The organism is Paenibacillus ilasis (assembly GCF_043195395.1).
Lineage (GTDB): Bacteria > Bacillota > Bacilli > Paenibacillales > Paenibacillaceae > Paenibacillus_AQ > Paenibacillus_AQ lautus.
Window position 1 is genome coordinate 1,181,987 of the sequence record NZ_JBHDJG010000001.1, and the last position, 22,878, is coordinate 1,204,864.

25 protein-coding genes are annotated in these 22,878 nt (G+C 51.0%); 18 read left to right on the plus strand and 7 right to left on the minus strand.

Annotated elements, in window-relative coordinates:
- Nucleotides 1-16: 16 nt before the first annotated feature.
- The 5 genes from ACETK5_RS05690 to ACETK5_RS05710 form a co-directional block, all read right to left on the minus strand.
- Complete coding sequence (locus tag ACETK5_RS05690) at nt 17-1,636, minus strand: response regulator transcription factor (RefSeq protein ID WP_394054558.1); 1,620 nt, start codon at nt 1,634-1,636, stop codon at nt 17-19.
- A complete protein-coding gene (locus ACETK5_RS05695; protein ID WP_394054560.1) occupies nt 1,611-3,398 on the minus strand; it encodes a cache domain-containing sensor histidine kinase in 1,788 nt (595 codons plus the stop codon). Before ACETK5_RS05695 ends, ACETK5_RS05690 begins: the two co-directional genes overlap by 26 nt.
- A gap of 163 nt (nt 3,399-3,561) precedes the next feature.
- On the minus strand, nt 3,562-4,398 hold the full coding sequence (locus ACETK5_RS05700; protein WP_009589859.1) for a carbohydrate ABC transporter permease: 837 nt from the start codon (nt 4,396-4,398) through the stop codon (nt 3,562-3,564).
- Nucleotides 4,395-5,360 (minus strand): carbohydrate ABC transporter permease, encoded by a 966-nt coding sequence (locus tag ACETK5_RS05705; RefSeq protein WP_009589829.1) that lies wholly within the window; start codon nt 5,358-5,360, stop codon nt 4,395-4,397. Before ACETK5_RS05705 ends, ACETK5_RS05700 begins: the two co-directional genes overlap by 4 nt.
- A 214-nt stretch (nt 5,361-5,574) precedes the next feature.
- Nucleotides 5,575-6,468, minus strand: a complete 894-nt coding sequence (locus tag ACETK5_RS05710; protein WP_394054563.1) for an AraC family transcriptional regulator — start codon at nt 6,466-6,468, stop codon at nt 5,575-5,577.
- Between the two features lie 169 nt (nt 6,469-6,637).
- On the opposite strand from ACETK5_RS05710, the gene ACETK5_RS05715 reads away from it, so the two are divergent.
- Entirely contained in the window at nt 6,638-9,976 is a 3,339-nt protein-coding gene (locus tag ACETK5_RS05715; protein WP_394054565.1) for a DUF5107 domain-containing protein, read from the plus strand.
- 100 nt (nt 9,977-10,076) lie between these two features.
- Nucleotides 10,077-11,039 carry an aldose epimerase family protein gene (locus tag ACETK5_RS05720; protein WP_394054567.1) on the plus strand — a complete coding sequence of 321 codons (963 nt, stop codon included), beginning with the start codon at nt 10,077-10,079 and terminating at the stop codon, nt 11,037-11,039.
- A gap of 22 nt (nt 11,040-11,061) precedes the next feature.
- Here the strand turns inward: ACETK5_RS05720 and ACETK5_RS05725 are convergent, their stop codons facing one another.
- Nucleotides 11,062-11,811, minus strand: coding sequence for an MBL fold metallo-hydrolase (locus ACETK5_RS05725; protein WP_304144217.1), 750 nt, complete (start codon nt 11,809-11,811; stop codon nt 11,062-11,064).
- A 334-nt stretch (nt 11,812-12,145) separates the two neighbouring features.
- On the opposite strand from ACETK5_RS05725, the gene ACETK5_RS05730 reads away from it, so the two are divergent.
- The 13 genes from ACETK5_RS05730 (at nt 12,146) to ACETK5_RS05790 (ending at nt 20,621) form a co-directional block, all read left to right on the plus strand.
- Entirely contained in the window at nt 12,146-12,931 is a 786-nt protein-coding gene (locus ACETK5_RS05730) for an ABC transporter ATP-binding protein (RefSeq protein ID WP_394054569.1), read from the plus strand.
- 50 nt (nt 12,932-12,981) lie between these two features.
- Nucleotides 12,982-14,073 carry a winged helix DNA-binding domain-containing protein gene (locus ACETK5_RS05735; RefSeq protein WP_394054571.1) on the plus strand — a complete coding sequence of 364 codons (1,092 nt, stop codon included), beginning with the start codon at nt 12,982-12,984 and terminating at the stop codon, nt 14,071-14,073.
- 39 nt (nt 14,074-14,112) lie between these two features.
- Entirely contained in the window at nt 14,113-14,556 is a 444-nt protein-coding gene (locus ACETK5_RS05740; RefSeq protein WP_100539470.1) for a DinB family protein, read from the plus strand.
- A 49-nt stretch (nt 14,557-14,605) separates the two neighbouring features.
- Nucleotides 14,606-14,944, plus strand: a complete 339-nt coding sequence (locus ACETK5_RS05745) for a YrdB family protein (protein WP_326113972.1) — start codon at nt 14,606-14,608, stop codon at nt 14,942-14,944.
- A gap of 274 nt (nt 14,945-15,218) precedes the next feature.
- Nucleotides 15,219-16,139, plus strand: a complete 921-nt coding sequence (locus ACETK5_RS05750) for a Gfo/Idh/MocA family protein (RefSeq protein WP_394054574.1) — start codon at nt 15,219-15,221, stop codon at nt 16,137-16,139.
- A gap of 188 nt (nt 16,140-16,327) precedes the next feature.
- A complete protein-coding gene (locus ACETK5_RS05755) occupies nt 16,328-16,804 on the plus strand; it encodes an NUDIX domain-containing protein (protein WP_394054576.1) in 477 nt (158 codons plus the stop codon).
- A 23-nt stretch (nt 16,805-16,827) separates the two neighbouring features.
- Complete coding sequence (locus tag ACETK5_RS05760) at nt 16,828-17,241, plus strand: VanZ family protein (RefSeq protein WP_394054578.1); 414 nt, start codon at nt 16,828-16,830, stop codon at nt 17,239-17,241.
- A 264-nt stretch (nt 17,242-17,505) separates the two neighbouring features.
- On the plus strand, nt 17,506-18,117 hold the full coding sequence (yqeK, locus tag ACETK5_RS05765; RefSeq protein WP_394054580.1) for a bis(5'-nucleosyl)-tetraphosphatase (symmetrical) YqeK: 612 nt from the start codon (nt 17,506-17,508) through the stop codon (nt 18,115-18,117).
- 57 nt (nt 18,118-18,174) lie between these two features.
- Nucleotides 18,175-18,462, plus strand: coding sequence for a hypothetical protein (locus ACETK5_RS05770; protein ID WP_100538292.1), 288 nt, complete (start codon nt 18,175-18,177; stop codon nt 18,460-18,462).
- A gap of 37 nt (nt 18,463-18,499) precedes the next feature.
- Nucleotides 18,500-18,904, plus strand: coding sequence for an RDD family protein (locus tag ACETK5_RS05775; RefSeq protein WP_100538291.1), 405 nt, complete (start codon nt 18,500-18,502; stop codon nt 18,902-18,904).
- 23 nt (nt 18,905-18,927) lie between these two features.
- A complete protein-coding gene (locus ACETK5_RS05780) occupies nt 18,928-19,485 on the plus strand; it encodes a hypothetical protein (protein ID WP_394054582.1) in 558 nt (185 codons plus the stop codon).
- A 23-nt stretch (nt 19,486-19,508) separates the two neighbouring features.
- Nucleotides 19,509-20,153, plus strand: a complete 645-nt coding sequence (locus ACETK5_RS05785; RefSeq protein WP_394057337.1) for an HAD family hydrolase — start codon at nt 19,509-19,511, stop codon at nt 20,151-20,153.
- A gap of 21 nt (nt 20,154-20,174) precedes the next feature.
- Nucleotides 20,175-20,621 carry an NUDIX hydrolase gene (locus ACETK5_RS05790; protein WP_394054584.1) on the plus strand — a complete coding sequence of 149 codons (447 nt, stop codon included), beginning with the start codon at nt 20,175-20,177 and terminating at the stop codon, nt 20,619-20,621.
- Between the two features lie 132 nt (nt 20,622-20,753).
- Here the strand turns inward: ACETK5_RS05790 and ACETK5_RS05795 are convergent, their stop codons facing one another.
- Nucleotides 20,754-21,386, minus strand: coding sequence for a TetR/AcrR family transcriptional regulator (locus ACETK5_RS05795; protein ID WP_394054586.1), 633 nt, complete (start codon nt 21,384-21,386; stop codon nt 20,754-20,756).
- Nucleotides 21,387-21,502: 116 nt separating this feature from the next.
- Here ACETK5_RS05795 and ACETK5_RS05800 point away from each other — a divergent pair, with 116 nt between their 5' ends.
- From ACETK5_RS05800 to ACETK5_RS05810, 3 genes are read left to right on the plus strand one after another with little or no spacing between them, the layout of a single operon-like run.
- Nucleotides 21,503-21,937 (plus strand): DUF6526 family protein, encoded by a 435-nt coding sequence (locus tag ACETK5_RS05800; RefSeq protein ID WP_326118881.1) that lies wholly within the window; start codon nt 21,503-21,505, stop codon nt 21,935-21,937.
- 35 nt (nt 21,938-21,972) lie between these two features.
- Nucleotides 21,973-22,470 (plus strand): DUF6022 family protein, encoded by a 498-nt coding sequence (locus ACETK5_RS05805; RefSeq protein WP_394054588.1) that lies wholly within the window; start codon nt 21,973-21,975, stop codon nt 22,468-22,470.
- Entirely contained in the window at nt 22,463-22,855 is a 393-nt protein-coding gene (locus ACETK5_RS05810; protein WP_394054590.1) for a DUF6220 domain-containing protein, read from the plus strand. The genes ACETK5_RS05805 and ACETK5_RS05810 overlap by 8 nt, the downstream gene beginning before the upstream one ends.
- Nucleotides 22,856-22,878: the final 23 nt, after the last annotated feature.

A 22,878-nucleotide genomic window follows, 5' to 3' on the forward strand; every position in this document is an offset into this window, starting at 1 on the left:
AAACGGGACCATCCGTTTAGGCTTTGTGGAACTCGGTGGGACTGCGTCCGGTATGCTTTTTGAACAGGGTGGTAAAGTAGGGAACATTCCGATAACCGACCCGCTCGGCGATTTCGGCGATCAGCAGCTTTTTCTCGAGAACCATGCTCTTGGCTTTTTCCATTCGCACCCTGGTTAGATAATCGCCAAAGGTTTCACCTGTAAACTGGCGGAATAAGGTGCTGAGATAGTTTTTGGAGATATAGACCTGGTCGGCCACATCCTGAAGATGGATGTTCTCGGCGTAATGCTCATGAATGTATTGGATGATATAATCGACCGTTTCCTTATGCTTGAGGTTTTCATTCGGCGTGTAACGCGAACAGATTCGGTTCACTTTTTCCGCTACCCATGCCTTCCACTGCCGGGCATCTTCCAATTGCCCCAGTTCTTTGGTCAATTCGGTAAGAGGCAGCTCATCGTCGAGCCGGATACCCGACTCATACAGAGTAAAGGAGAGGATGGCAAACAGCTGCGTTCCGATGGCGGTAAGCTCGTCGGGCTGGAGCTGAGCCGCGCCGCTGTCCTTGCGGAAGAAGTCGTCCAGCGCCAGCAGCGCTCTGGGCTCGTCAAAGGTCCGCACGGCGTCGGTCATCTCCTGGAAAAATCGCACCGGCCGCACGTTCCGTGGTGCCGTATGCCGGAAGCCGCCTTCGTTATATACGTAGACACAGGGAAGGGCGACATCCGGTTCGCGACGCTCGGCGAGTGCTTGAAACGCTTCTTCGGTGGAGTCGGAGATGGCAAGCCAGTCGTCCTTGCGAAGACCGGCGCCGATGTGCAGCTTGACCTTGAGGAATCGATGCACGGACGAAATGATTCGCCCTGCCAGCGCCAGAACTTCCGAGCGGAACGCTTCCGTCGGCCAGGAGAGGGGCTTATACAGCAGCAGTGCCATATGGTGACTATGCAGCTCCAGGAAATAGCTGCGCAGCCCGTCCTGCCCGGCCAGCTCCTCCACCGTGTTGCCTACGGCGAAACGGAACAGGTGCCAATCCCGGACGGAGATGCCTTCCATGCGTCCCTGCCGCTTGATTTCCAAGGCCAGCATCATAAATTGGGCATTCTTCCACCCGAGCCGCTCCAGCATACGGGAGGGATCCGTCAACGGGGAGGAAGTCCCTCCGGTGAGGACGGATTTGACCCATTCCCTTTCCAGATACGGCTCATACTCCATGAGTTGGTTTTGAAGCTCCCGCTCCCTGTCTTCCAGCGCGCGGCGCTCCGCAAGCTCGCGGGTGACGCGCTGCAGCACCTCGCGGATCGTGGTCGGTGAGGCCGGCTTGGGCAAATAATCGTCGACCTGCAGCCGCAGCGCTTTACGAGCGTAGTCAAAATCCGAGTACCCGCTCAAAATGATGATTTTGCCGGTGTACTGCTGCTTACGGAGCTGTTCGATCATGTCGAGGCCGTTCATGACCGGCATATAAATATCCGTAATGACGATGTCGGGTTGGCTTGCTTCAATCAGCCTCAGTCCTTCTTCGCCATCCATGGCCTCCCCGGCGGGCCTTACTCCGAGCTGCTCCCAAGGGATCAGCCGGGACATGCCGCCGAGCACTTGCCGGTCGTCATCCACGATTGCGATGGTCCACATGTATTCTTCCCCCTTCGTGATTGCGCTGCTGATTCAGCTTGGGCCAATAGATCTCCACTTCGCTGCCTGGCGCATCGGTACGGTTGCGAAGCGAAACGCCAAAGGGCGGGCCGAAATAAACCTGAATGCGCTCGGTGACGTTGCGGATGCCGTATCCGCCCGTCGGATGGCGTTTTCGCGTTTTCCAGTCTTTACGCAGCCCGATGCCGTCGTCCCGAATCCAAATCCGGATGCCTCGGTCTTCTACCGCACAAGTCAGATGGATCAGGCCCTGGCGTCTGCCATGAAAACCATGCATAATGGCATTTTCCACAAAGGGCTGCAGGGTCAGCTTCGGAATCATCAGATGCTGTACTTCCTTCGGGCAATCGATGTGCCATTCCAATCCTTCGCCCCACTTGAACTGTTGGATTCTCAGATAGCAATCAACATGCAGAAGCTCTTCCTGAATCGGAATCATGGATTCGCCGCCCGACAGGCCGATGCGAAACATCTGCCCCATCAGCTCGAGCACGCGGCTGATCTTCTCCTGGCCGGCTTCAAGCGCCATCCAGTTCAGCTGATCCAGGGTGTTGTAGAGAAAATGAGGGTTAATCATCGCTTGAAGCGCCTTAATCTCCGCTTCGCGCTGCGCTTTATACTGCTGCTCCAGCGACTGATACAGCGTTTCGATCCGCTCGGTGAGCTTGCGGTAGCCGCTGAACAGGCTGCCGAATTCGTTGCGGTATTCCGTCGGCAGCGGCTGCCCGCGCTTCCCTGGATTGAACGCCTGCATCAGCTGAACCAGCCTCCGGATCGGCCGTGTGAAATTCCGGGAAAGGAACAACGTGAAGAATAGGGACAGCAGAATGGCGGCGGCTCCCACCATGGCCATTGTCCACGCCAGGCGGACACTCCCGCTGGTGATTTCCTTCCAGGGCGTAAGCTCCACCAGCATCCAGCTGCCCGGGGACGTCCGGGACCACACGGTAAGCATGTTCTTCTCCGGCAGTGAGCCGGCGGCGGCCAGCAGCTGATGCGCATGGCCGGTGTCCCCGCTGACCCGCTCCAGGATGGCATTGATTTCCCCGGGCGGCGGAGCAATCCGGGTGTGCATGATCATCCGGCCGCCGGAGTCGAGCAGCAGCCGGCTGGCCGAGGAGTTGTCTTCCGTCAGAATTTCCCGCAGAAATTTAACCCGGACATTGATAATCAGAATTCCCCGGTTCACACCGTCCAGCGTTGTGATTTTACGGACAAAGCTGATCACCTGCTGTTTTCCCTGCGGCGAACCGACCTCCCGCTGGCCGATCCAGAGAAAATCGGATTTGTCGACGGCCGGATACCAGCTCTCCCGGCTGGCCGAGGCGAGCGGGAGGTACTGAATGTTGGCGTTGGGATCGACCTGAAGCGGATCGCTCATATAAATCTGAAAGGAAAACATCGAGCGCGAGCTGTTCAGCATCGGCGCCAAATAATCCCGGTTCAGCTCGTCCCTGGCCGTCTTGCGTTCATAATAATCTCCTTTCATCGTTACATAGTTGACCAGAGGCGAGTTGATGGACACGGCGAGCGAGGTTTGCTCCACAGCGCTCATCTGGTCGGTAAGCTGTTTGTTGAGCTGCTGCAGCACCGCCTGTTGGTACTTGGAGGCGCTGTCCGCCTGCTCATCTGCTGAGAACCGATAGCTGACAATCATCATAATCGTGATGAGGATCGCGATAAAACCGGCAAAGCTGAAGAAAAAAACGTAATCGATGCGGAACGTGCGAAACGGATTCATGCGTTTTCCCCTTCCTTTGGAAGCCATGAGGACACAGCATTCGCAATGCTGCCTCAATGCCCATGATGGCGGAAGCCGGATGATCGCGATTGTCCGGCTTAACCGTTACCTGAAGAAGAGTTGGAAATAACGCGGCACAGCTATCCGTTTACCGCTCTGAACCTTAACCTTTCAGCCCGGATGTGGCGATCCCTTCCACGAAATGCTTTTGCGCCAGAAAGAAAATGATCACCGGCGGCAGAACGGAGAGCAGGGATACGGCAAGCAGCTGCCCCCACGGAACGGCCGACTGGGAGTCGATGAACATCCTGAGCGCGAGCGGGACGGTATACTTGTCCACGGTGTTCAGATAAATCAGAGGCCCAAAGTATTCGTCCCAGCCCCAAATAAACGAGAAAATCGTAACCGTGATGAGTGCCGGCAGGGTCAGCGGCATGATGATGCGCAAATAAATGCCGAACCAGGTGCAGCCGTCGATTTTTGCCGACTCATCAAGCTCCCGCGGAATGCCGCGGATGAACTGGACAATCAGGAAAATAAAGAACGCTCCGCCCATGGCCGACGGGACGATCAACGGCAGATACGTATTAATCCAGTCGAAGGAATGGAACATCGTATACTGCGGGATGAGCGTGACTTGTCCCGGAAGCATCAGGGTCATCAATAGGATGGAAAACCATAACCCCTTCAGCGGAAAGGACAGTCTAGCGAAGCCGAAAGCCACCAGGCTGGCTGAAATGACATGTAAAATCGTGGTCGCCACGTTGAGCTTGAGGCTGTTCATAAAGAAGCGTGTAAAGGTATACTTGGGCAGCGCCATCCAGCCTTCCGTATAATTTTGCCACAACCATACCTTAGGGAACAGGGTGGGTAGACTGATTTCCGGCGTCGATTTGAAGGAGGCGCCGATCCACCAAAGCACGGGATAAAACATCACAAAACAGAATGCGATCATCAGCACATGGACCAGCCAGTTTTGTTTTTTATGAGCACCCGTCATTTGCGGCCCTCCGTTTCGGTTTCGTAGAAGACCCAGTATTTGGATGCGATAAAATTAAGGGCCGTGGCGATGCCGATGATAACAAGCAGTATCCAGGCCAAGGCCGAGGCATAGCCCATCTGCAGAGATCCGAAGGCTTTGTTGTACAGGAACAGGGCAAACATCTCGGTTGAATTGACCGGTCCTCCATTCGTGACCACGAAAGCCGAAGTGAACATTTGGAATGCGTTGATGATGCCCATGATCAGATTAAACAGGATGACCGGGGATAACATGGGCAAGGTGATCCGGATGAACTTGCGGAGCGGAGAGGCCCCGTCCACGGAGGCAGCCTCATACAGCTCGCTTGGGATTTGTTTAAGACCGGCAAGGAAAATAATCATCGATGAACCGAACTGCCAGGCCGTCAGCAGCACCAGGGTGCCGAGGGCGGTGGAGGGGGTGCCGATCCAGTTTTTGGGGGCGATTCCGACCCATATCGCGAGCTGATTAATGAAGCCGTTCAGGCCGAAAATATTGCGCCACAGCACGGCCACCGCCAAGCTTCCGCCGATCAGGGACGGCAGGTAAATGATCGTCCGGTAGAAGGATATGCCCCGGATGTTCCGGTTCAACAGCAGGGCTACAACCAGCGCGACCAGCAGTTTCAGCGGCACGGAAGCGATCACGTACAGGAATGTCACCTTCAGCGAATTGAAGAAGAGCCGGTCTTGAGCGATATCCTGGTAGTTCTCGAGCCCGATCCAGCGGGCCGGCTCCAGCAGCGAATACTCGGTGAAGGATAGATAGAAGGACTGGATAATGGGCCACAGCTGTAAAATAAGAAAGCCCAGCAGCCAGGGGGCGATGAACAGGTAGCCGGCTATCGGCGCGTTCCAGCGCCCTTTGAGTGTTTTGGCAACCGCTTTCATGCCCTTGTACAGTCCGGCCTTGTCCGACGACTGTACCGTTTGTGCATTCATGATTAATCACCTCTCGCCTATTGATAGCTCCCATTGTATCCTGATGGAAATCGGGCCTGTAGGCGAAAGATGCACAAATTCTTTCATAATTGAATGATTAAGGAGCGAGTTCGGGAGAAAGTGCAGGGGCATCGTCCTTCGAGGAAACGACGCCGGAAAAGAACAAGCAGCGACGTTACGAATAACGCGCTGCAGCTAAGAGGCAATAAGTGACCTACCCCTTCCGGGTATCTCGGTACTCGGAAGGGGATTTTCCCATGATTTTTTTGAACAGCCGCGAGAAGTAGTAGGGGTCCTGGAAGCCGAGACGATGGCTGATCTCCTTGACGCTCTGGCCGGTCAGGTCCAGATGCTGGCAGGCTCGCTGGATTTTGAGCCGCAGATAGTAATCGATGGGGGAGTAGCCCGTCGCTTCCTTGAACCGGAAGGTGAAGTGCGGAATGGACAGATTGGCGTAGGCCGCCAGCTCCTTCAGGCTCACATGGCCCTCCAGATGCTCGGCCATGAACCGAAGCGTCTGCTCCATGTCATGCTTATTATGCTGATCCTGCCCCCGCTGCGGTTGGAGCCGGGCGAGGCGGATGACGGCCGCCAAGTGGCCGGCTAACTGCGAGACATGGATGATATGGTTGAGCGTATACCCTTTTTGCAGCAGCTCGTAACTTTCCTGAAACAGCTCCACGATGCTCCTTGATTGGTCGACCGGAAGGACGGCAGGTTCCGCCGAATGGCTAAAGCCTTCAAATAATAGGCCCGCATGCGTACCCTTCATATGCCACCAGTAAATGCTCCAAGGATGAAGCTCCGAGGATGCATATTCATGCGGCAAATCCGGCGGGAGGACGATCGCCTGTCCCTTGAGCAGCTGATAGGTTTTGCCACCGTTCAATCGGTACCAGCCTTCACCTTCCACGCAGTAGATTAAGATGTATGCGCCGCTGCCCTCCGGGCGTTCCCGGTAGTGATGCAGCGCGCGCGGAAAGTACCCGATGTCGGTTACATGCAGCGGTTCCACAAGCGGATGGCGGGCCGCTTCTTTCATAATATGATCCGGGAGGACAATGATTTTCTGGGACTCGAATCCGTCTGATTTTCGTATGGTATCCATAGTTTTACTATGTATCGGGACGGCAGCCTTGTCAACCTGATGGAGAGCAAGATAATCAGAATATAATCCATCATGAACATGATATCGTCAATGGCTCTGCGTGCAGACGTGCTTATAAAATAGAGACATGAAGCAGCCAATGCTGATATCAATGGAGGGATGACGAATCATGACAAAACAGCTGCAAGTGAGCGTACGGGAAGAGACCGTGGAGATTCCCACGTATGAAGTGGGGAAGCCGGACCTGAACCCGATGTTTTTGGAGAAACGGGTGTATCAGGGGAGCTCGGGGCGTGTTTATCCGCTGCCGGTCATCGATAAAATATACGATGAGAAAGTTTTAAAGCCCTACCGGATCATTTTCCTTGAAAATGATTACGTGCAGATTCAGATCATGCCGCAGATTGGCGGCCGCATCTACCGGGCCATCGATAAAACCAACAACTATGATTTTGTATACCACAATCAAGTGATCAAGCCGGCTTTGGTTGGCCTTGCAGGTCCATGGATATCAGGAGGAATCGAGTTCAACTGGCCGCAGCATCACCGGCCTAACACCTATGGCGAAGTAGAGTGGAGACTTGAGAATCATCCGGATGGCAGCAAGACGGTATGGGTCGGCGAGATCGACCGGATGTACGGAACGAAGGTGTCTACAGGTTTCACGTTGTATCCGGGCAAGGCGTATCTTGAAATTCACGCGCAGATGTACAATCGGACCTCGGAGCCGCAGACTTTTCTGTGGTGGGCGAATCCGGCCGTAGCGGTCAACGATCATACCCAGTCCGTATTCCCGCCGGATGTTCACGCGGTGTTCGACCACGGGAAACGGGACGTGTCCAAATTCCCGATCGCCACCGGCACGTATTATAAGCAGGACTATTCGGCGGGCGTCGATATTTCCATGTACCGCAACATTCCCGTTCCGACTTCCTATATGGCTTATCATTCGGATTATGATTTCGTCGGCGGATATGACCATGGCTTGAAAGCGGGGATTCTGCATGTCGCCAATAAACATATATCCCCCGGCAAAAAACAGTGGACATGGGGGCACGGCGAATTCGGCCAAGCCTGGGATCGCAACTTGACCGACGAAGACGGCCCGTACATCGAGCTCATGACCGGCGTGTATACCGATAACCAGCCCGATTTCACCTGGCTGGCACCGTATGAGGAGAAAAGCTTCAAGCAGTACTTCTTGCCCTATAAAGACATCGGGCTGGTGAAGAACGCGTCCATTGATGCCGCCGTAAATCTCGAAGTTCAAGACCATAAGGCCGTTGTCCATGTCTATGCCACCTCGGTTAGGGAAGGGGCTCGCATCCTGGTGACCGGAGCGGGACGCACCTATTTGGAACGGAAAGTCAAGCTGTCGCCAGCCGACACCTTCCAGGCCGAGATCGAACTGGATCCCGGTGTCAGGGAAGAAGATGTGCGGGTGGCGGTATTCGCTGAGGACGGCAGAGAACTGGTCGCTTACCAGCCCAAGCCGCGTACCTTGGAGCGGACGCCGGACCCGGCCACGGCAATTGGCAAGCCGGAGGAGCTGAAGAATACCGAAGCGCTGTTCTTGGCAGGGCAGCATCTGGAGCAGTACAGGCACGCAACCTATGAACCGGAAGCCTATTATATAGAAGGTCTTCGGCGCGATGCCGGAGACGTCAGGCTGAACAATGCCTATGGTTTGCTCCTGCTGCGCAGAGGGTGCTTCACGCAAAGTGAGACTTATTTTAAAAAAGCCATTGAAACCTTGACCCGCCACAATGCCCGGCCCTATGACAGCGAACCATTCTATCATTTGGGCAAAGCCTTGAAATGGCAGGGGCGTTTGGACGAAGCGTACGCTAATTTGTACAAGTCGGTCTGGTCGGGGGCTTGGCAAGGGGCGGGATATCTGGCTTTAGCCCAGATTGCCTGCGAGAAGCAGGAATATGAGGAGGCGTTCGAGCTGATCGAACGGTCCCTGGCTGCCCAGTACCGTAATTATAAAGCGCGGCATCTGAAGAGCATCATTTTAAGGAGGCAGGGGCGCTTGGCGGATGCCGCGTTATGGCTTGAGGAAACGCTGAAGCTGGATCCTATGGATGCGGGCGCGATGAACGAGCTGGCAGCCGTATATCAAGAATTGAAGCAAGAGGACAAGAGCCGTCATGCTTACGAATCACTTGTCCAGCTCCTGCGCGATCATCCGCATAATTATATCGCCGTTGCTCAGGACTATGCGGATGCAGGCCAATATGGCGACGCTTTGGATGTGCTGCAGCGCCTCGAACGCCTTACGGCACCTGCTGTCTATCCAATGGTTTATTACTACCAAGGCAGTGCACTCATGAAGATGAACCGGGCGGAAGAGGCATCCGCTTGCTACCGATTGGCCTCGGAGGCCGATCCGTCGTACTGTTTCCCGAATTCCCTGCATGACTACGTGACGTTAAAGCTGGCGCTCAGCGTACAGCCGCAGGATGCGAAGGCGATGTACTACTTAGGAAATCTGCTGTACGACAAGAAGCGCTACGAGGAAGCCATAAGCAGTTGGGAAGCTTCCGTTGCTCTGGATGGCAGCTTCGCTACGCCGCATCGGAATCTGGCGCTCGCTTACTATAACAAGAGGCAGGACCGCGATAAAGCATTGGCATCCCTGCAAACCGCCTTCTCGCTGAATCCGGCGGACGCCAGGGTCTTCTACGAGCTGGACCAGCTGTATAAAAAGCTCGGTCATACTCCAGCCGATCGCTTGAAAAGGATGGAGGAGCACATGGAGCTGGTCGAGCAGCGTGACGATTTATATCTGGAATATTTGACGCTGCACAATACGCTGAATCGTTATGAGGAGGCATTGGCATTGATTCTGAAACGCAACTTTCACCCATGGGAAGGCGGCGAGGGCAAGGTGCCGGCCCAGTATGTGTTGGCCCGTGTGGAGCGGGCGAAGCAGCTGCTTCAGGAGCGTCACTGCGAGGAAGCCATAGAGCAGCTCCTTACTGCCAAGCAGTATCCGCTCAACATCAATGAAGGGAAACTCACGGGAGCGCAGGAGAACAACATTGACTATTACCTGGGCTGCGCATATGAGGGGCTGGGCTTGTCCGAAGAGGCGGAGGCGTACTTCCTGAAAGCTTCGGAGGGGCTGGATGAGCCGACCAGTGCAATGTATTACAACGATCAGCCGCCGCACATGATTTTTTATCAAGGGGCCGCGCTGCGGAGGCTGGGCCGAGAGAATGAAGCCCGCAGCCGGTTTAACAAGCTGATCGATTACGGGGAGAAGCATATATTCGAGCCTCAGAGCATCGATTACTTTGCTGTATCGCTGCCGGACTTCCTGGTGTTTGATGAAGATCTGGACCGAAGAAACGAAATTCATTGCCGCTACATGATGGGGCTTGGGCATCTTGGTCTCGGTGACCGGCAGTCCGCGGAGAAGCTGTTCCGCGAGGTGCTGCAGCTGGAGTCTCACCATCAAGGAGCTGCGTTGCATTTGTCGCTTTGCAAGACGTTGATGTAAAAGATTGACACTTTATTCTCAAGGGCCGGTATGAACGGTCCTTGAGCATTTGTGTATTCCGGGTAATGCCTTTGACTTATAACGGAGGAGGATGACGAAGATGATCTGGAGCAAAGGGATGCTGGATAAATATGAGGTTTGGACAGGGCGCACGGAGGTTATGGAGATGGTCCTGGTGCCTGAACTCGGAAGCAGGGTCATCTCGCTTCGCAATCGAAAGACTGGCCGGGAATGGCTGGTGCAGCCTGCTGGAGCTCTGGAAACGAACGGGTATGCAAGCTCCTTTGGACAGCGGGACGGCAGCGGCTGGGACGAAATGTTTCCAACGATCAATGACTGCCGGTATCCCGCGTATCCATGGGAAGGAACGGAGCTTCCGGATCATGGCGAGGTATGGGCCATTCCATGGAAGGCGCGCGGCGAACAAGAACAGCTTCATTGCAGCGTACAGGGAATCCGAATCCCTTATCAGCTGCGCAAAACCTACTCCTTCCCCCGTGAAGATACCCTGCGGATCGATTATGCCGTTCATAATTCGAGTCCGTTCCCATTCTCTTTCCTGTGGGCAGCCCATCCGTTGTTTCAGATCGATGAAGGCGCAGAGATTATGGTTCCCAACGAGCTGAGGGAGGTCATCGTATCGTACTCGGCGAACGGTCGATTGGGAGAATTCGGCGATATTCGGAAATGGCCGCAGCCATGGGATGAAAAGCCCCATATCCGCTTGAATCGAACCGAGAGCAGGCTTGAAGCAACTGCCGAGAAATTCTATTTTGCAGGCGAGCTGCCGGAGGGGACAGCCTCCATTTACGATCCGCTTGCGAGGGAAGGACTCCGCATGACGTTTCCTAAAGAGCAGGTGCCTTATCTAGCGATTTGGGCGAACTATGGCGGCTATCAAGGACAGTACCATCTTGCGCTGGAGCCTGCGACGGGGCAACTCGATGATCTCTCGTATGCCATGCATCGTCAGGCAGCGGCCGAAGTGCCGGCCGGCGGCACGTATACTTGGTACCTTGAGATTAGCTGGATCGATGGATATAAACAAGGGAAGCCTTCATGACCAAAAGTGGACCAACAAACGCTTAAGCATAAGCCAATTCACGAATGCGCTGGTTGGGATTGTCCGTAAATAATCCGCCGTGGTAACAGATCACGTTACGGATGTCATAGTGGGTGAACTTCTGCAAAGAGAGCTGGGCTAACGCCAAATCGAAAGTGGTTGCCGGATCCGGCCCGATCAGTTGTCCCTCCCTGACGTTCAGCGCATCCGCGGCAATCAGGGTTTTGCTCGGTATGTGATATAAGCTGGTGTGGCCGGGGGTATGGCCCGGCGTATGGATCACGATAATGCTGCCGCCAAAAGGCAGCTCCTCGCCGTCGCGCACAATACGATGCACGGGGGCTGTAGGAGGGTTCTCGAGGGTATGCTTAAACGCATTTCTCCACTCTGTAGGCACGTTGTCCGGCAGCGATGCCATAGCTTGAGCGATAGCCTCGGGCGATAATTTGACAAGCCTTGTATCGCCTTCGATATAAGGCTTTTCGATTTCGCTGGCGAACACTTCGGGGGCTCGCTTGCTATGTTGGATAACGGCCGGCAAACTGCCGATATGATCCAAATCCTGGTGTGTTATAATAATTTTGTTTACGTCCTGAACGGAAAACCCGATGTTCGATAACTGCTTCTGAATCAGCGCGAACTGTCCGGGATAGCCGGTATCGATAAGCACCAAATTCTGATGATCCCAGAGGAACGTCGGGTGGATCGTTTCAATACGTCCCATCATGGCTGCGGAAATTTCCAGCATGGCAATGCCTTGATCGATTAACATGTTACTTACCTCCACTATATAGGGATTTCTTCTCCCGATTTCAACTTCCAGAGAAGACTGAGCAGAAGTAGATTATCAAATCAACAAATTTATGTAAATAGATAAATATTTTATCATAACACAAAAACAATTATTTGTCAATATATAATTTATTGACTAGAATCTTCGTTTAGGCATGAAATGTCCAGCCTGGCACTCATCGCTTGATTCCAAATCGTAGCCTGATCACAAGGCTGGATTTCATATTTTTATTGAGGAATATGTAATTGCTGGTATAATCCTTGAAAAGAGAAACGAAATTTCGCAGCAGATTGAAGAAGGAGAGGGAGCAGTGATGAACACGACGATTGAACTGAATAACGTAACCTGGAAACGGGAGCAGAAGACCGTTCTTACAGGCGTGGATTGGACCGTACAGCAAGGAGAGCATTGGGCGGTTCTTGGGCTGAACGGGTCCGGAAAGACCACCATTTTGAATATGATTAATGGTTACATCTGGCCGACCAGCGGTACGGTTTCGGTGCTCGGGCATCGTTTTGGCAGGGTGGATTTAAGAGAATTGCGTAAATCGATAGGCTGGGTCAGCTCCTCGCTGCAGGAAAGAATCCGGCCGAGCGAATCCACGCTGGATGTCGTGATTAGCGGCAAACACGCCTCGATCGGCCTTTATCAGAAGGTGGATGAAGCTGACCGGGAACAGGTCGAGCAGCTGATGAAGGATTTTAATTGTATTCATCTGCTGGGTCGTACATATGAGACTTGTTCGCAAGGGGAGAAGCAGAAGCTGCTGATTGCCCGGGCGCTTATGGCTTCGCCCAGGCTGTTGATACTGGATGAGGCCTGTAACGGACTGGATTTTCTGTCGAGGGAAGCGCTGCTGTCCAGTATTACGGCACTGGCTTCAAAGCCTGATGCGCCGACCCTGCTGTTCGTTACGCATCATATCGAAGAAATACTGCCGATTTTCTCGCACTCCTTGCTCATCCGCCGGGGCACCGTGTTCGGGAAGGGGCGTTCCCGGGACATGCTGACCAGCGACAATTTGACCTCGTTTTTTGAGACGCCGGTCGAGGTGAGCTGGCAGAATGATCGAGCCTGGATGTCCATTCCGGACTTATAATGATGGCTTTTAAGCTCGCGAGATATTCATGACCTAGGAGAGTGACCATTGTGCCAAATCGAATCATAGCGAACCGAAGGCTGTTCAATTCAGGGATAACCGGCATGAAGCATGAAACTCCGGAGGAAGTCGTCAGAAATCTCGGCGCTGTGCAAGCCCAGGATTACCACCAAGCGGTCTGGGGAATCGGTCTCCGTACGAAGTCCGCCAAGGTATCCGATGTGGAGCAGGCCCTTAACGATCGCAAAATCGTGCTAACCTGGCCGATGCGAGGGACGATATTCTTCGTACCGTCCGAGGATGCCAAATGGATGGTGAAGCTGACGGAATCGCGCTTTCAAACGAATGACAAGAAGAAGCAGGCCGAACTTGAGCTTGACGAAGGTACGCTCCATCGGTGCAGGACGCTAATCAGCGATGCGTTGAGTGGCTGTACACCCATATCCCGTCCCAGACTAATGGAACTGCTGGAGGAAGCGGGGATCAGCACCAAGAACGGCCGCGGCTACTACATTCTCGGATATTTGGGGCGGACAGGCATGATCTGTTTCGGCCCGCATGAAGGCAAACAGCAAAGCTTCGTGCTGCTCGATGAGTGGGTACCGAAATCGAGGGAACTGACGCTCGAAGAATCGCTGGCGGAGCTGGCGCTTCGCTATTTTACAGGGCACGGACCAGCCACGATTCAGGATTTTGCATGGTGGGTCGGGTTAACGCTGACGGAAGCTAAACGAGGCTTTGAGGCGGTCAAATCAAATCTTCGTTTAGATTTTGTCAACGGCACGGAATACTGGAGCTCTGTTACTGAGCCGGCCGTGTCCGCTGATACGGATTCGGTGGTTCTGCTTCCGGGTTTTGATGAATATTACTTGGGTTACAAGGACCGCAGCGCGATCATAGAGACAGAGCACGATGCGAAGATCGCTCCCCATCGCAACGGGGTATTTCAACCCATGATGGTGGCAGGCGGCGAAGTGGTCGGTGTCTGGAAGCGGGAAATTAAGCGCAGCGGCATCGAAATCACGTTTAGTCCGTTCTCGCTAAGGAACGAGCGAGAAGAGGAGTTTATGAAAGCTGCCAAGCAATATAGCGATTTCGTTGGAATGCCGACGACACGAATAGAATGGAATCAAGCTCTCTAAGCCTATCGGCTGAGAGGAGCTCTTAGGAGGAAGATAATGATGGAGTCAATCATGAAATTGGAATCATTGATTGCCGAAATGACGGAAATTGTAACGGCGACTAATGAGGTGGAGTTCAATCTGAAGCTTGCGCCTGATAAATGGTCCAAGAAGGAGATCCTGGGTCACCTATGCGATTCGGCAGTCAATAACCATATCCGGTTTGTAAAAATTTTGCTCTCCGATTATCCGATTGCCATTCAAGGGTACGCGCAGAACGATTGGGTCCGGGTGAACGATTACCAGGATCAATATGACCAAACGGAAGTGTTGTCGCTGTGGCAGCAGATGAACTGGATGATTCTGCGTGTCATGCAAAAAGCCGATTCGTCTGATTTCCAGAAAAAATGTGTGCTGCCCGATAAAACGGAGGTCACGCTGGAGTGGTTGTTTAACGATTATGTGGATCATATGATCCATCACCTGGAGCAAATCGAGCTGTGATTACAGCATTGACAGTAGGAATACAACAGGAAACGAAAGGTATCCCACCATGTTCAAAGTGCTGAATCTTGCTATCCGATTTATCCTGGAATTGATTCTATTATTTTCGATAGGTTACTGGGGGTTCCATTATGGCTCCGGGCTCATGGCACAGGTTGCACTCGGTATTGGGCTTCCACTGCTTGCAGCCGTCATCTGGGGCATGACCATTTCTCCGAAAGCAAGGATCAAGCTGCCGCTTGCCGTGGTGCTGCTTATCGAATTTCTTATATTTGCAACCGCGGTGGCATGCCAGGTATCCTCGGGCTTTATAACGTTTGCCATTGTGTTTGCTTTTGTGGCTCTGGTCAACCGCCTCATCGTGATAAGATGGAGGATGCAGCCGTAGAGTATCTGGAATTGCCCCTTATACAACTGCACGACGCATTTATAAGTCCGCTAGGAGGCTGCCAACGTCTGATAAACAGATGGAGGCGGTCTTTTTGTGTCGGATCCAGGTTTAGGTTAAAAGACGAATTAAAGTCACGTCCTTTAGTCGTTCAGGGTGATATGATGATTGTTAGAAAAGCCTATGTTCCGGCTGCTGATATCTCTCAGTAACGTAGCGAATGGAAAAGCCATCGTGATCATCTAAAATCCTGCAGGTAAAGGAGTATGAACTTATGACCTTGAAGATCGGTATGATTGGTTTGGATACATCGCATGTCTCCATTTTCTCGAAAATGCTGCATGACAAGGCGCACCCCTATTACGTTCCCGGCGCACGGGTTACAGCGGCATTTCCCGGAGGATCCCCAGACTTCGAACTTAGCATAAGCCGGGTGGAGGGATATACGAAGGAACTCGCTGGATGGGGAGCCGAAATATTGGATTCTCCGGAAGACGTGGCCAAACAGGTCGATGCCGTCATGCTCGAAGCGGTCGACGGAAGGTCGCATCTGTCCTTGTTTCGCGCGATTGCTCCTCATTGCCAAATGGTATTTATCGATAAGCCGTTTGCGGTGAGCAGTAAGGACGCAGTGGAAATTGCCGAACTGGCGGAGCAGTTCCAGGTTACCGTTATGAGCAGCTCGTCTCTTCGATATGCACAAGGACTTCAGGATGAACTGGCTCGGGGCGGTGTGGATGATATCATTGGCGTGGATTGCGTCGGACCACTTCCGCTTCAACCTACACAGCCGGGATTTTTTTGGTATGGAATCCACGCGGCGGAGATGCTTTACCGCGTTCTTGGACCCGGTTGCGTAAGCGTACATGTCGCCGCGACGGAATTGCATGAGGTATTAACGGCGGTTTGGAATGACGGGAGGATCGGGATAATTCGTGGCAACCGTGCAGGTAATGATCGATTTGGGATGACCATTCATCGCGTGGAGGCTAGCAGCTTTGTGGACATTATGGCGCATCACAAACCCTATTATGCGAGTCTGCTGGAACAGATCATGAGGATGTTCACGACAGGTGTCTCGGATGTTCCTTTATCTGAGACGCTGGAGATCATTCGATTTCTGGAGGCTGCGAATGTCTCCCGCGAAACGGGTGAAACCGTGAGACTGGATGATAACGATCGAACAGGACGATAACGGAACAGACGCCATGTGAATCCCTGAGGGATGGAGGTTGTTGGGGGGGCGATGTGACTCGTCTCGCCTGATGACCTTTTTGACCTGCAATTATACATAATATTTCCATATTAGTCTCGTTAATTGTATGATAGACAGATCAAGGAAGTTCAGCAGCTATTCGTTAGCCGTGTGGAGAGGTGGTTAAGATGACATATCATATTCGGGTGAGACCGACAGCATTGGTTTTTCAGAATGAGCACGTTTTGTTGGTTGAGTATGTAGATGAGAACGGATTGCATTACAATTTGCCGGGGGGCGGGGCCGAGCCAGGAGAGTCGATCGCAGAGGGGGCCTTGAGAGAATTGTATGAGGAAACCACGCTGGAAGCGCAGACTGGGCCTGTTGCTTTTGTGTACGAGAATGCTCCGCATAAACAGTCTAGAGATAACAGTTCGGGCTTTCATACGCTATACATCGTGTTTGAATGTTATCCACATGAAGGATCGTCCCCCAAACTTCCGGCTGTGCCAGATCCGAATCAAACCGATGTGAAATGGATTCCGCTTGAGCAGCTGGGCGACATTATTTTGTATCCGAATATCAAGAAACACATTAAACAGTACGCACAGGAACGCCGAAATATTGACATGATCGAGGATTATGTATTGGATAAATATGTGTGAATTCAGTTTAACAGGAGACCTTCATGAAATCCCATGTTAAAATGATCACCTTGATCCTCCTCATTGGATACACCATGTTGTTAGCATACTGGATGATTTGGGGATTCGGGAGGACAACGCAGCCGGAATTCAGTTATAATCTGGTTCCATTCTCGACGATAACAAGGTATTTTCCGATTCGCAGCTGGGGCTCATTGATCAATATCGTTGGGAATATCGCTGTGTTTGTACCCTTTGGAGTACTCATTCCGCTTGCATTTCAAATTCGATTTCGTAAGATGTTTGCTTACTTTTTGGCCGGGTTATTCGTGCTCGAAATGACACAGCTGCTCTCGCGACGGGGAAGCTTGGATGTGGATGATTTTATGTTGAACTCGGTAGGAGTTACCATGGGCTATGGTTTGCTTGGGGTCATCATGAAATCGAGGAGCAGATAACCGTAACCGCATATTTCGATCATACATAAAATCGTGTATAACAGGCAGCAGAATGACTTAACTACGATGTAGGGAAGTCATTCTGTTTTTTTTATTTGTGACTGATTTTGTTGTGTAGAAGTTACATTCTCAACATGAGATGGATGACGCCAACATGGGGAATTGTGGAAAATAATTATTGTTCAATCAGGAACCGAAGCTTACAATGATATGAGCGATTGGAAAATGTTGTGCGGAAAGGTGTGGTCTAGGATGAGGGATTCCGTGTTTAGTAAGCTGACGTATGGCATAGAGTTTACATATAACCTAAGGGATGATGTAGAAGCTTTTCTAATCAAGCATGGAGAGCAGGAAACGTTCGAGCATATCATGAATGTAGTACAAGAGGCGTTAGCCATCGCACCGTTATTTAATGTAAGCCCAGATGCAGCCCGGCAGGCGGCGCTGCTGCATGATATCAGCAATGCTATTTCGGTAAGTGAAATGAAGGAGGCCGCGGAAGAATGGTCTCTACCCATTATGGAAGAGGAACATCGATATATCAGGATCATTCATCAGAAGCTCTCCATGGAAATGGCTCAGCGCATCTTCGGCTGCACCTCACCGGACATATTAAACGCTATTGAATGCCATACAACGTTAAAAGCCGGGGCGAGCCAATTGGATAAGGTATTATTCGTTGCGGATAAGATCTCATGGCAACTTGAAGGCGATCACGCCTACCAAGCGGACATGCGCAATAAACTGGACGATTTGGATTTAGACGGAGCGGCGCTTGTGTATTTGGACCATGTATGGAATCAACGCGACAAAATGAAATTGGTGCATCCGTGGTTAATCGCCGCCAGAAGTGAGCTAAACGCCCAAAGGGTATAATCATGGCAGCTGCTTGCTTTGTGTGCGGCACCGTTAAAAGGAAGGACTACACACACTATGAACCATAAAACGATGGGTATTATTTTTATCTGTATTTCGGCTTTTTTGTACGGTATCCGGTATTTAACAGCTGCGATTGTGGGGATATACAGCCCCAGGACGTTTGAAGACTTGTTATCGGAAATAGGAAAAGGGCCGTGGATATTCAGCATCATCAGTTTGATTATTGGTATCTTATGCATCATCGTCCCTATCATTCGTAAATGGCTAAAGGATGACCTGAACAAGATCAAGCATAACTGGGAGGAGATTGACCAGCCAGACAACGCCGATAGGAGTCCATAATTGAATGTTATTTTGATTTTTTAAGGGGGTATATTGAGTGGGGGAAAACCAAGTTGCCGGCTTTTGGATCCGCCTAGGCGCCAATCTTCTGGACGGTCTAATTATTGCTCTTCCTTTATCCATCATTGCAGGAATTATCACGGGAAACTTTGAGAATGAGCGGATTTCCGATTTGATTTACGGTCTGTATGCTATGTTGGTGCCCGTGTATTGGAATGGTTATACGATTGGCAAGCGCATATGCGGCATCCGCATTCGCAAATTCGATTTTCTTGAGCCGCCGGGCATTGGAACAATGCTGCTCCGCAACCTCGTAGCCGGAATTGTGTATGCACTGACGTTTGGAATTGGACTCATTGTGAGCATATTTATGGTTGCGATGCGCGAAGATAAGCGTTCCCTGCACGATTTTATCGCCGGTACGGAAGTTGTACATGATTAGGAGATGAAGGGGTTTACGAGTATATGCGATTAAGTATCAGCAAAAGGCTGATCTTCACCATGATTGTTATAATGATGTTGATTGCTGGGAGCCATGGGCCTAGAAGCAATGATTCCTATGAAGTACAAAATGCGACGGAAGAAGAACGTATACTCCATGAGATCGACTATTTGCAAATCCACTACACGCAGCTTTTATACACCAAGACCTCTCCGGAATTTACCTGGGAGTACCGTTCGATTGAGTGCCTTGACCCGGTCATTCAACAGCTTTATGATGACGGCATAAATATGGCTCCCGGCGGGTGGGTGCTTAAGGAAACGGATCAGGAAATTTATTTGTTGGTCAGCGGTGGGCAGCTTCCGTCTGCCCGAGGTTTCCGGATTGCGTCCATGAAGATGGCTAGCGGACAATTAGAGAATGAAAAGAATCACTTATACATCACTTTAGCATCCCAACAGGATGAAGGGACGGAGGGTTACCCTGGTCAGGCAAGCGTCACATCCTTGATCAGCATACCCAAATCTGGATTGCCTGACGGGGCAGCAATTCAAGGCATTTCTATGACTGGAGTTGATTAGATATCGCGTTTACGATAAAAGGCATTGTCTTTGATATGGATAATACGCTGCTGCATTCCAGCATTGATTTTGGTGCAATGAAGAGGGACATCTACGCCTTTTTATGCCTTCACAGAATCTTGCCCCAAGGTCTGGCCATGGACACCCACACCACCTCAACCATCATTGCTGAAGCCATGAATACAGGGCTGCTGTCGGAAGATCTTCGTCACGCGATGTGGGATATTGCCAAGGAACATGAGATGAGGGGGATGATGGGTGCGGTTCTTGAAGCGGGAGCAAGAAAGCTTGTTCAGCAATTGCATGGGCAGCTGCATCTGGCCATTGTGACGAATAATGCGGTGGAAGCAGCGATGGCCGCACTGGAAGAGAACAAGATTGCGCATTATTTTGATCTCATTATTGGCAGGGAGGCCATGGGATTGTTAAAGCCGGCACCCGATGGTTATATGGAGGTGCTGAAGCATTTCCCTCATACTTCGCCGGAGGAATGGTTATCTGTCGGAGATGCCTGGGTGGATGGTAAGGCCTCCGAGAGCGCCGGAATTTCATTTATCGCCTATCGCGGGGACATCGCGAGAATGAACAGCATGGGTGTTTTTCCGTTTGCCGAGATTCAGCATATACAAGAAGTTATAGGTTATCTTCAGCCGCGTATCACCAAATAAGTATCGGAGGTGCCATCCCCTGTGCTGAGCTTTATAACCGAAATTCCTGAGGGTATACAGATTGGCAGTGTACACTGTGTTCCCGTTCTAGATAATGGAGATGTTGTCATGGTATGGGATCGTGAAGAGAAGGTGCTCACAACTATAGGAGGGCGGCTGGAACCCGGTGAGTCGATTATGGATGGCTTGAGCCGTGAATCCTTGGAGGAGGCCGGAATCGAAATCAGCGATGAACGGACCCTGTTCGCGGCATGGCATTGGAAGGAGTTTGATGCTTATCGATTATTTTATCTGGTGGGCGTGAAGTGTTTCGCAGAAAGACCGGGGAGTTATGAAACAACCGGATATGTCGTAATGAATTTTGATACAGCCATCGAAATGATAAGGGCGATCGAAGGCCGCGAGGAAAGGATTGAGGTCATCCGCAGGGCTGGCATTCTGTCGGGAATGTTGGCCGAGGCTACGTGATGAGTTCTTAATTTATTTGTCTGCGTCACCCTATTCTCGCTGTACAGCTTCATGTTTCCACCTGAGGCAGGGAGTCCCTTACAGGGACTCTGGTATGCGGCGATTCTTCTGTTACCACCCGTGGCTCTCCGGTCATTTATTCCCCATCCCTAGAAACAATGTATCCAACACCGAATATACAAACTCATTCTGTTCTTCATCAGATAAGGGGCGGTCTAGAAAGTTTAATTGAAATGCATATTGGAAGCAGCTTCCAAGCAGCATGTCCGCAGCGGATCTCGGTTTAACATGCTCCGATACTCTCCCAAGTCGCTGCTCCCCCAGCAAATAGGATTCAACTGCTTCATTTGCCCGGTGCGGGCCTTCATTCCGAGTGGTGAAACCTTCCCTGTGTTGTGCTAACAGTCCTGGCTCAGAGAAGATGGAACTGATCAGAGGCATGGATTGATAGTAATCCGATAGGCCCGCACGAGCCACTTTTTCCAGATTGCTGCGTACTGTATCTTTTCCGATAAGATCTCTGAGAGATATGAGTGTCTGCATAAAATTTTGTAATTGTCCGCGTAAAATGTGAAGGTATAGATCGTCTTTGCTCTTAAAATGATTGTACAGCGAGCCTTCTGAACACCCGGCGGTTCTGGCAATTTCTTTCGTTGTTGCTTTGGCCAATCCATTTGTGCGAATGACCAGCTCCGCTGCATCGGCGATCTTGCTCTTTAAATCCAAAATAATCCCCTCGCTCTGTTGACTTCGTAATGGTTCCACTTGTATTATGAGTGTGCACTCATTCAAAGTCAAGGCATTCACCTTGGATGAGTTGGGAAACGTGATATCTAGTAATGAGTGTGTGCTCACTCACAATAAAGAAAGGAGGTATTCCTATGAAAAATCAATCCTACAGCAACCATGAAAGACATGTGCCTGCATTTCATTTTTTTCTTGTGCCGCTTAGCTTTGCTATGGTCGCCGCAGCATTCGTTTATCTGTTTGTGACGAATATGCGTGGAATATCGTTATTTACGTCATTGCTTCTCATACTCATGTCATTTTCGGTGGTTATGACCTTATTTCTCATCCGGCAATTCGTTTGTAAGGTGCAAGATCGCGTAATTCGAGCAGAAGAGAACCTAAGGCATTTTGTAATGACAGGGAGGCTCCTGGATCCAAATCTGACAATAGAACAAATCATTGCACTTCGATTTGCTTCGGATGATGAGTTTCTAATGCTGTGTGAGAAAGCTGTTAACGAAAACTTATCATCCAAAAATATCAAGCTTGCTATCCGGAACTGGAGATCTGATCATCATCGAGTATAACTCACATATCCAAATTAAAAGGTGGAGGATAGAATATGATCTTAACAGAGCGTTTAAACGTATCCATGATGAAGGCATTGGCTCATTACTGCCAGAGATATATGGATGATCAGTGGCAGAATGTATGGGAAGAGAACCAGAACGAGCTTGAGCATATTTTTCAAAATAAAGGAGATTACGCTTATGGACTCTTTTGTTCCAAGCTATTCCGTCCATTGGAAGCAGAAGTATACAGTGCAGGTTTAACCCCTAAACCCGTAATGCCGGGTACCTTTCCACAATCTGAGGAGCTTTGGGGGCCGTGGGAAGAGAGGGAGAGGCGATTTTGGAGTGTGATTCACTATGATAATGAAAGGGCAATAGGTACCTTAATCACGCGTTTTTTTCACGACCATACTACTTTTCGTATTCCTATCGTGCCGCAAATATATGCCATTCCTCAAACCGACGTAACAGCAATAAAAGAGGTGATTTCTCATTGGCAACCGGAAGCATGGGGATCTATAGATTGGGAGGATGAGAGGTATGAATAACATAAACTTGGTTCGAGTTTCCCGTGCTTCGTTTATCGTGCTCACTTTGATATTCAGTGTTAGTGTTGCGCTTCAAGTTCTTATCGCCGGAATGGCACTGTTTGTGGATCCAGGAAGTTGGGCAGCCCATGTTAGCTTTGCGAGATATTTTGCCTTTGTACCACTCATCATGGCAATCATGGCATGGATAGGAGGACTTTCCCGACGATTACTTCGGAGAAGCATAGGTTTATTCGGTATGGTGATCGGGATGTTCTTAACAGCGGTATTCTCGTCTCAGATCGGATTTCTATCTGCACTCCACCCGGTCATTGCTTTAATGTTGTTTTGGGGTAGTGTTGACATTATCCGATCAGGTAAAGGATCTAAAATAGATGGGGATTGAAGCGAAATAAGCAATTAACCTTT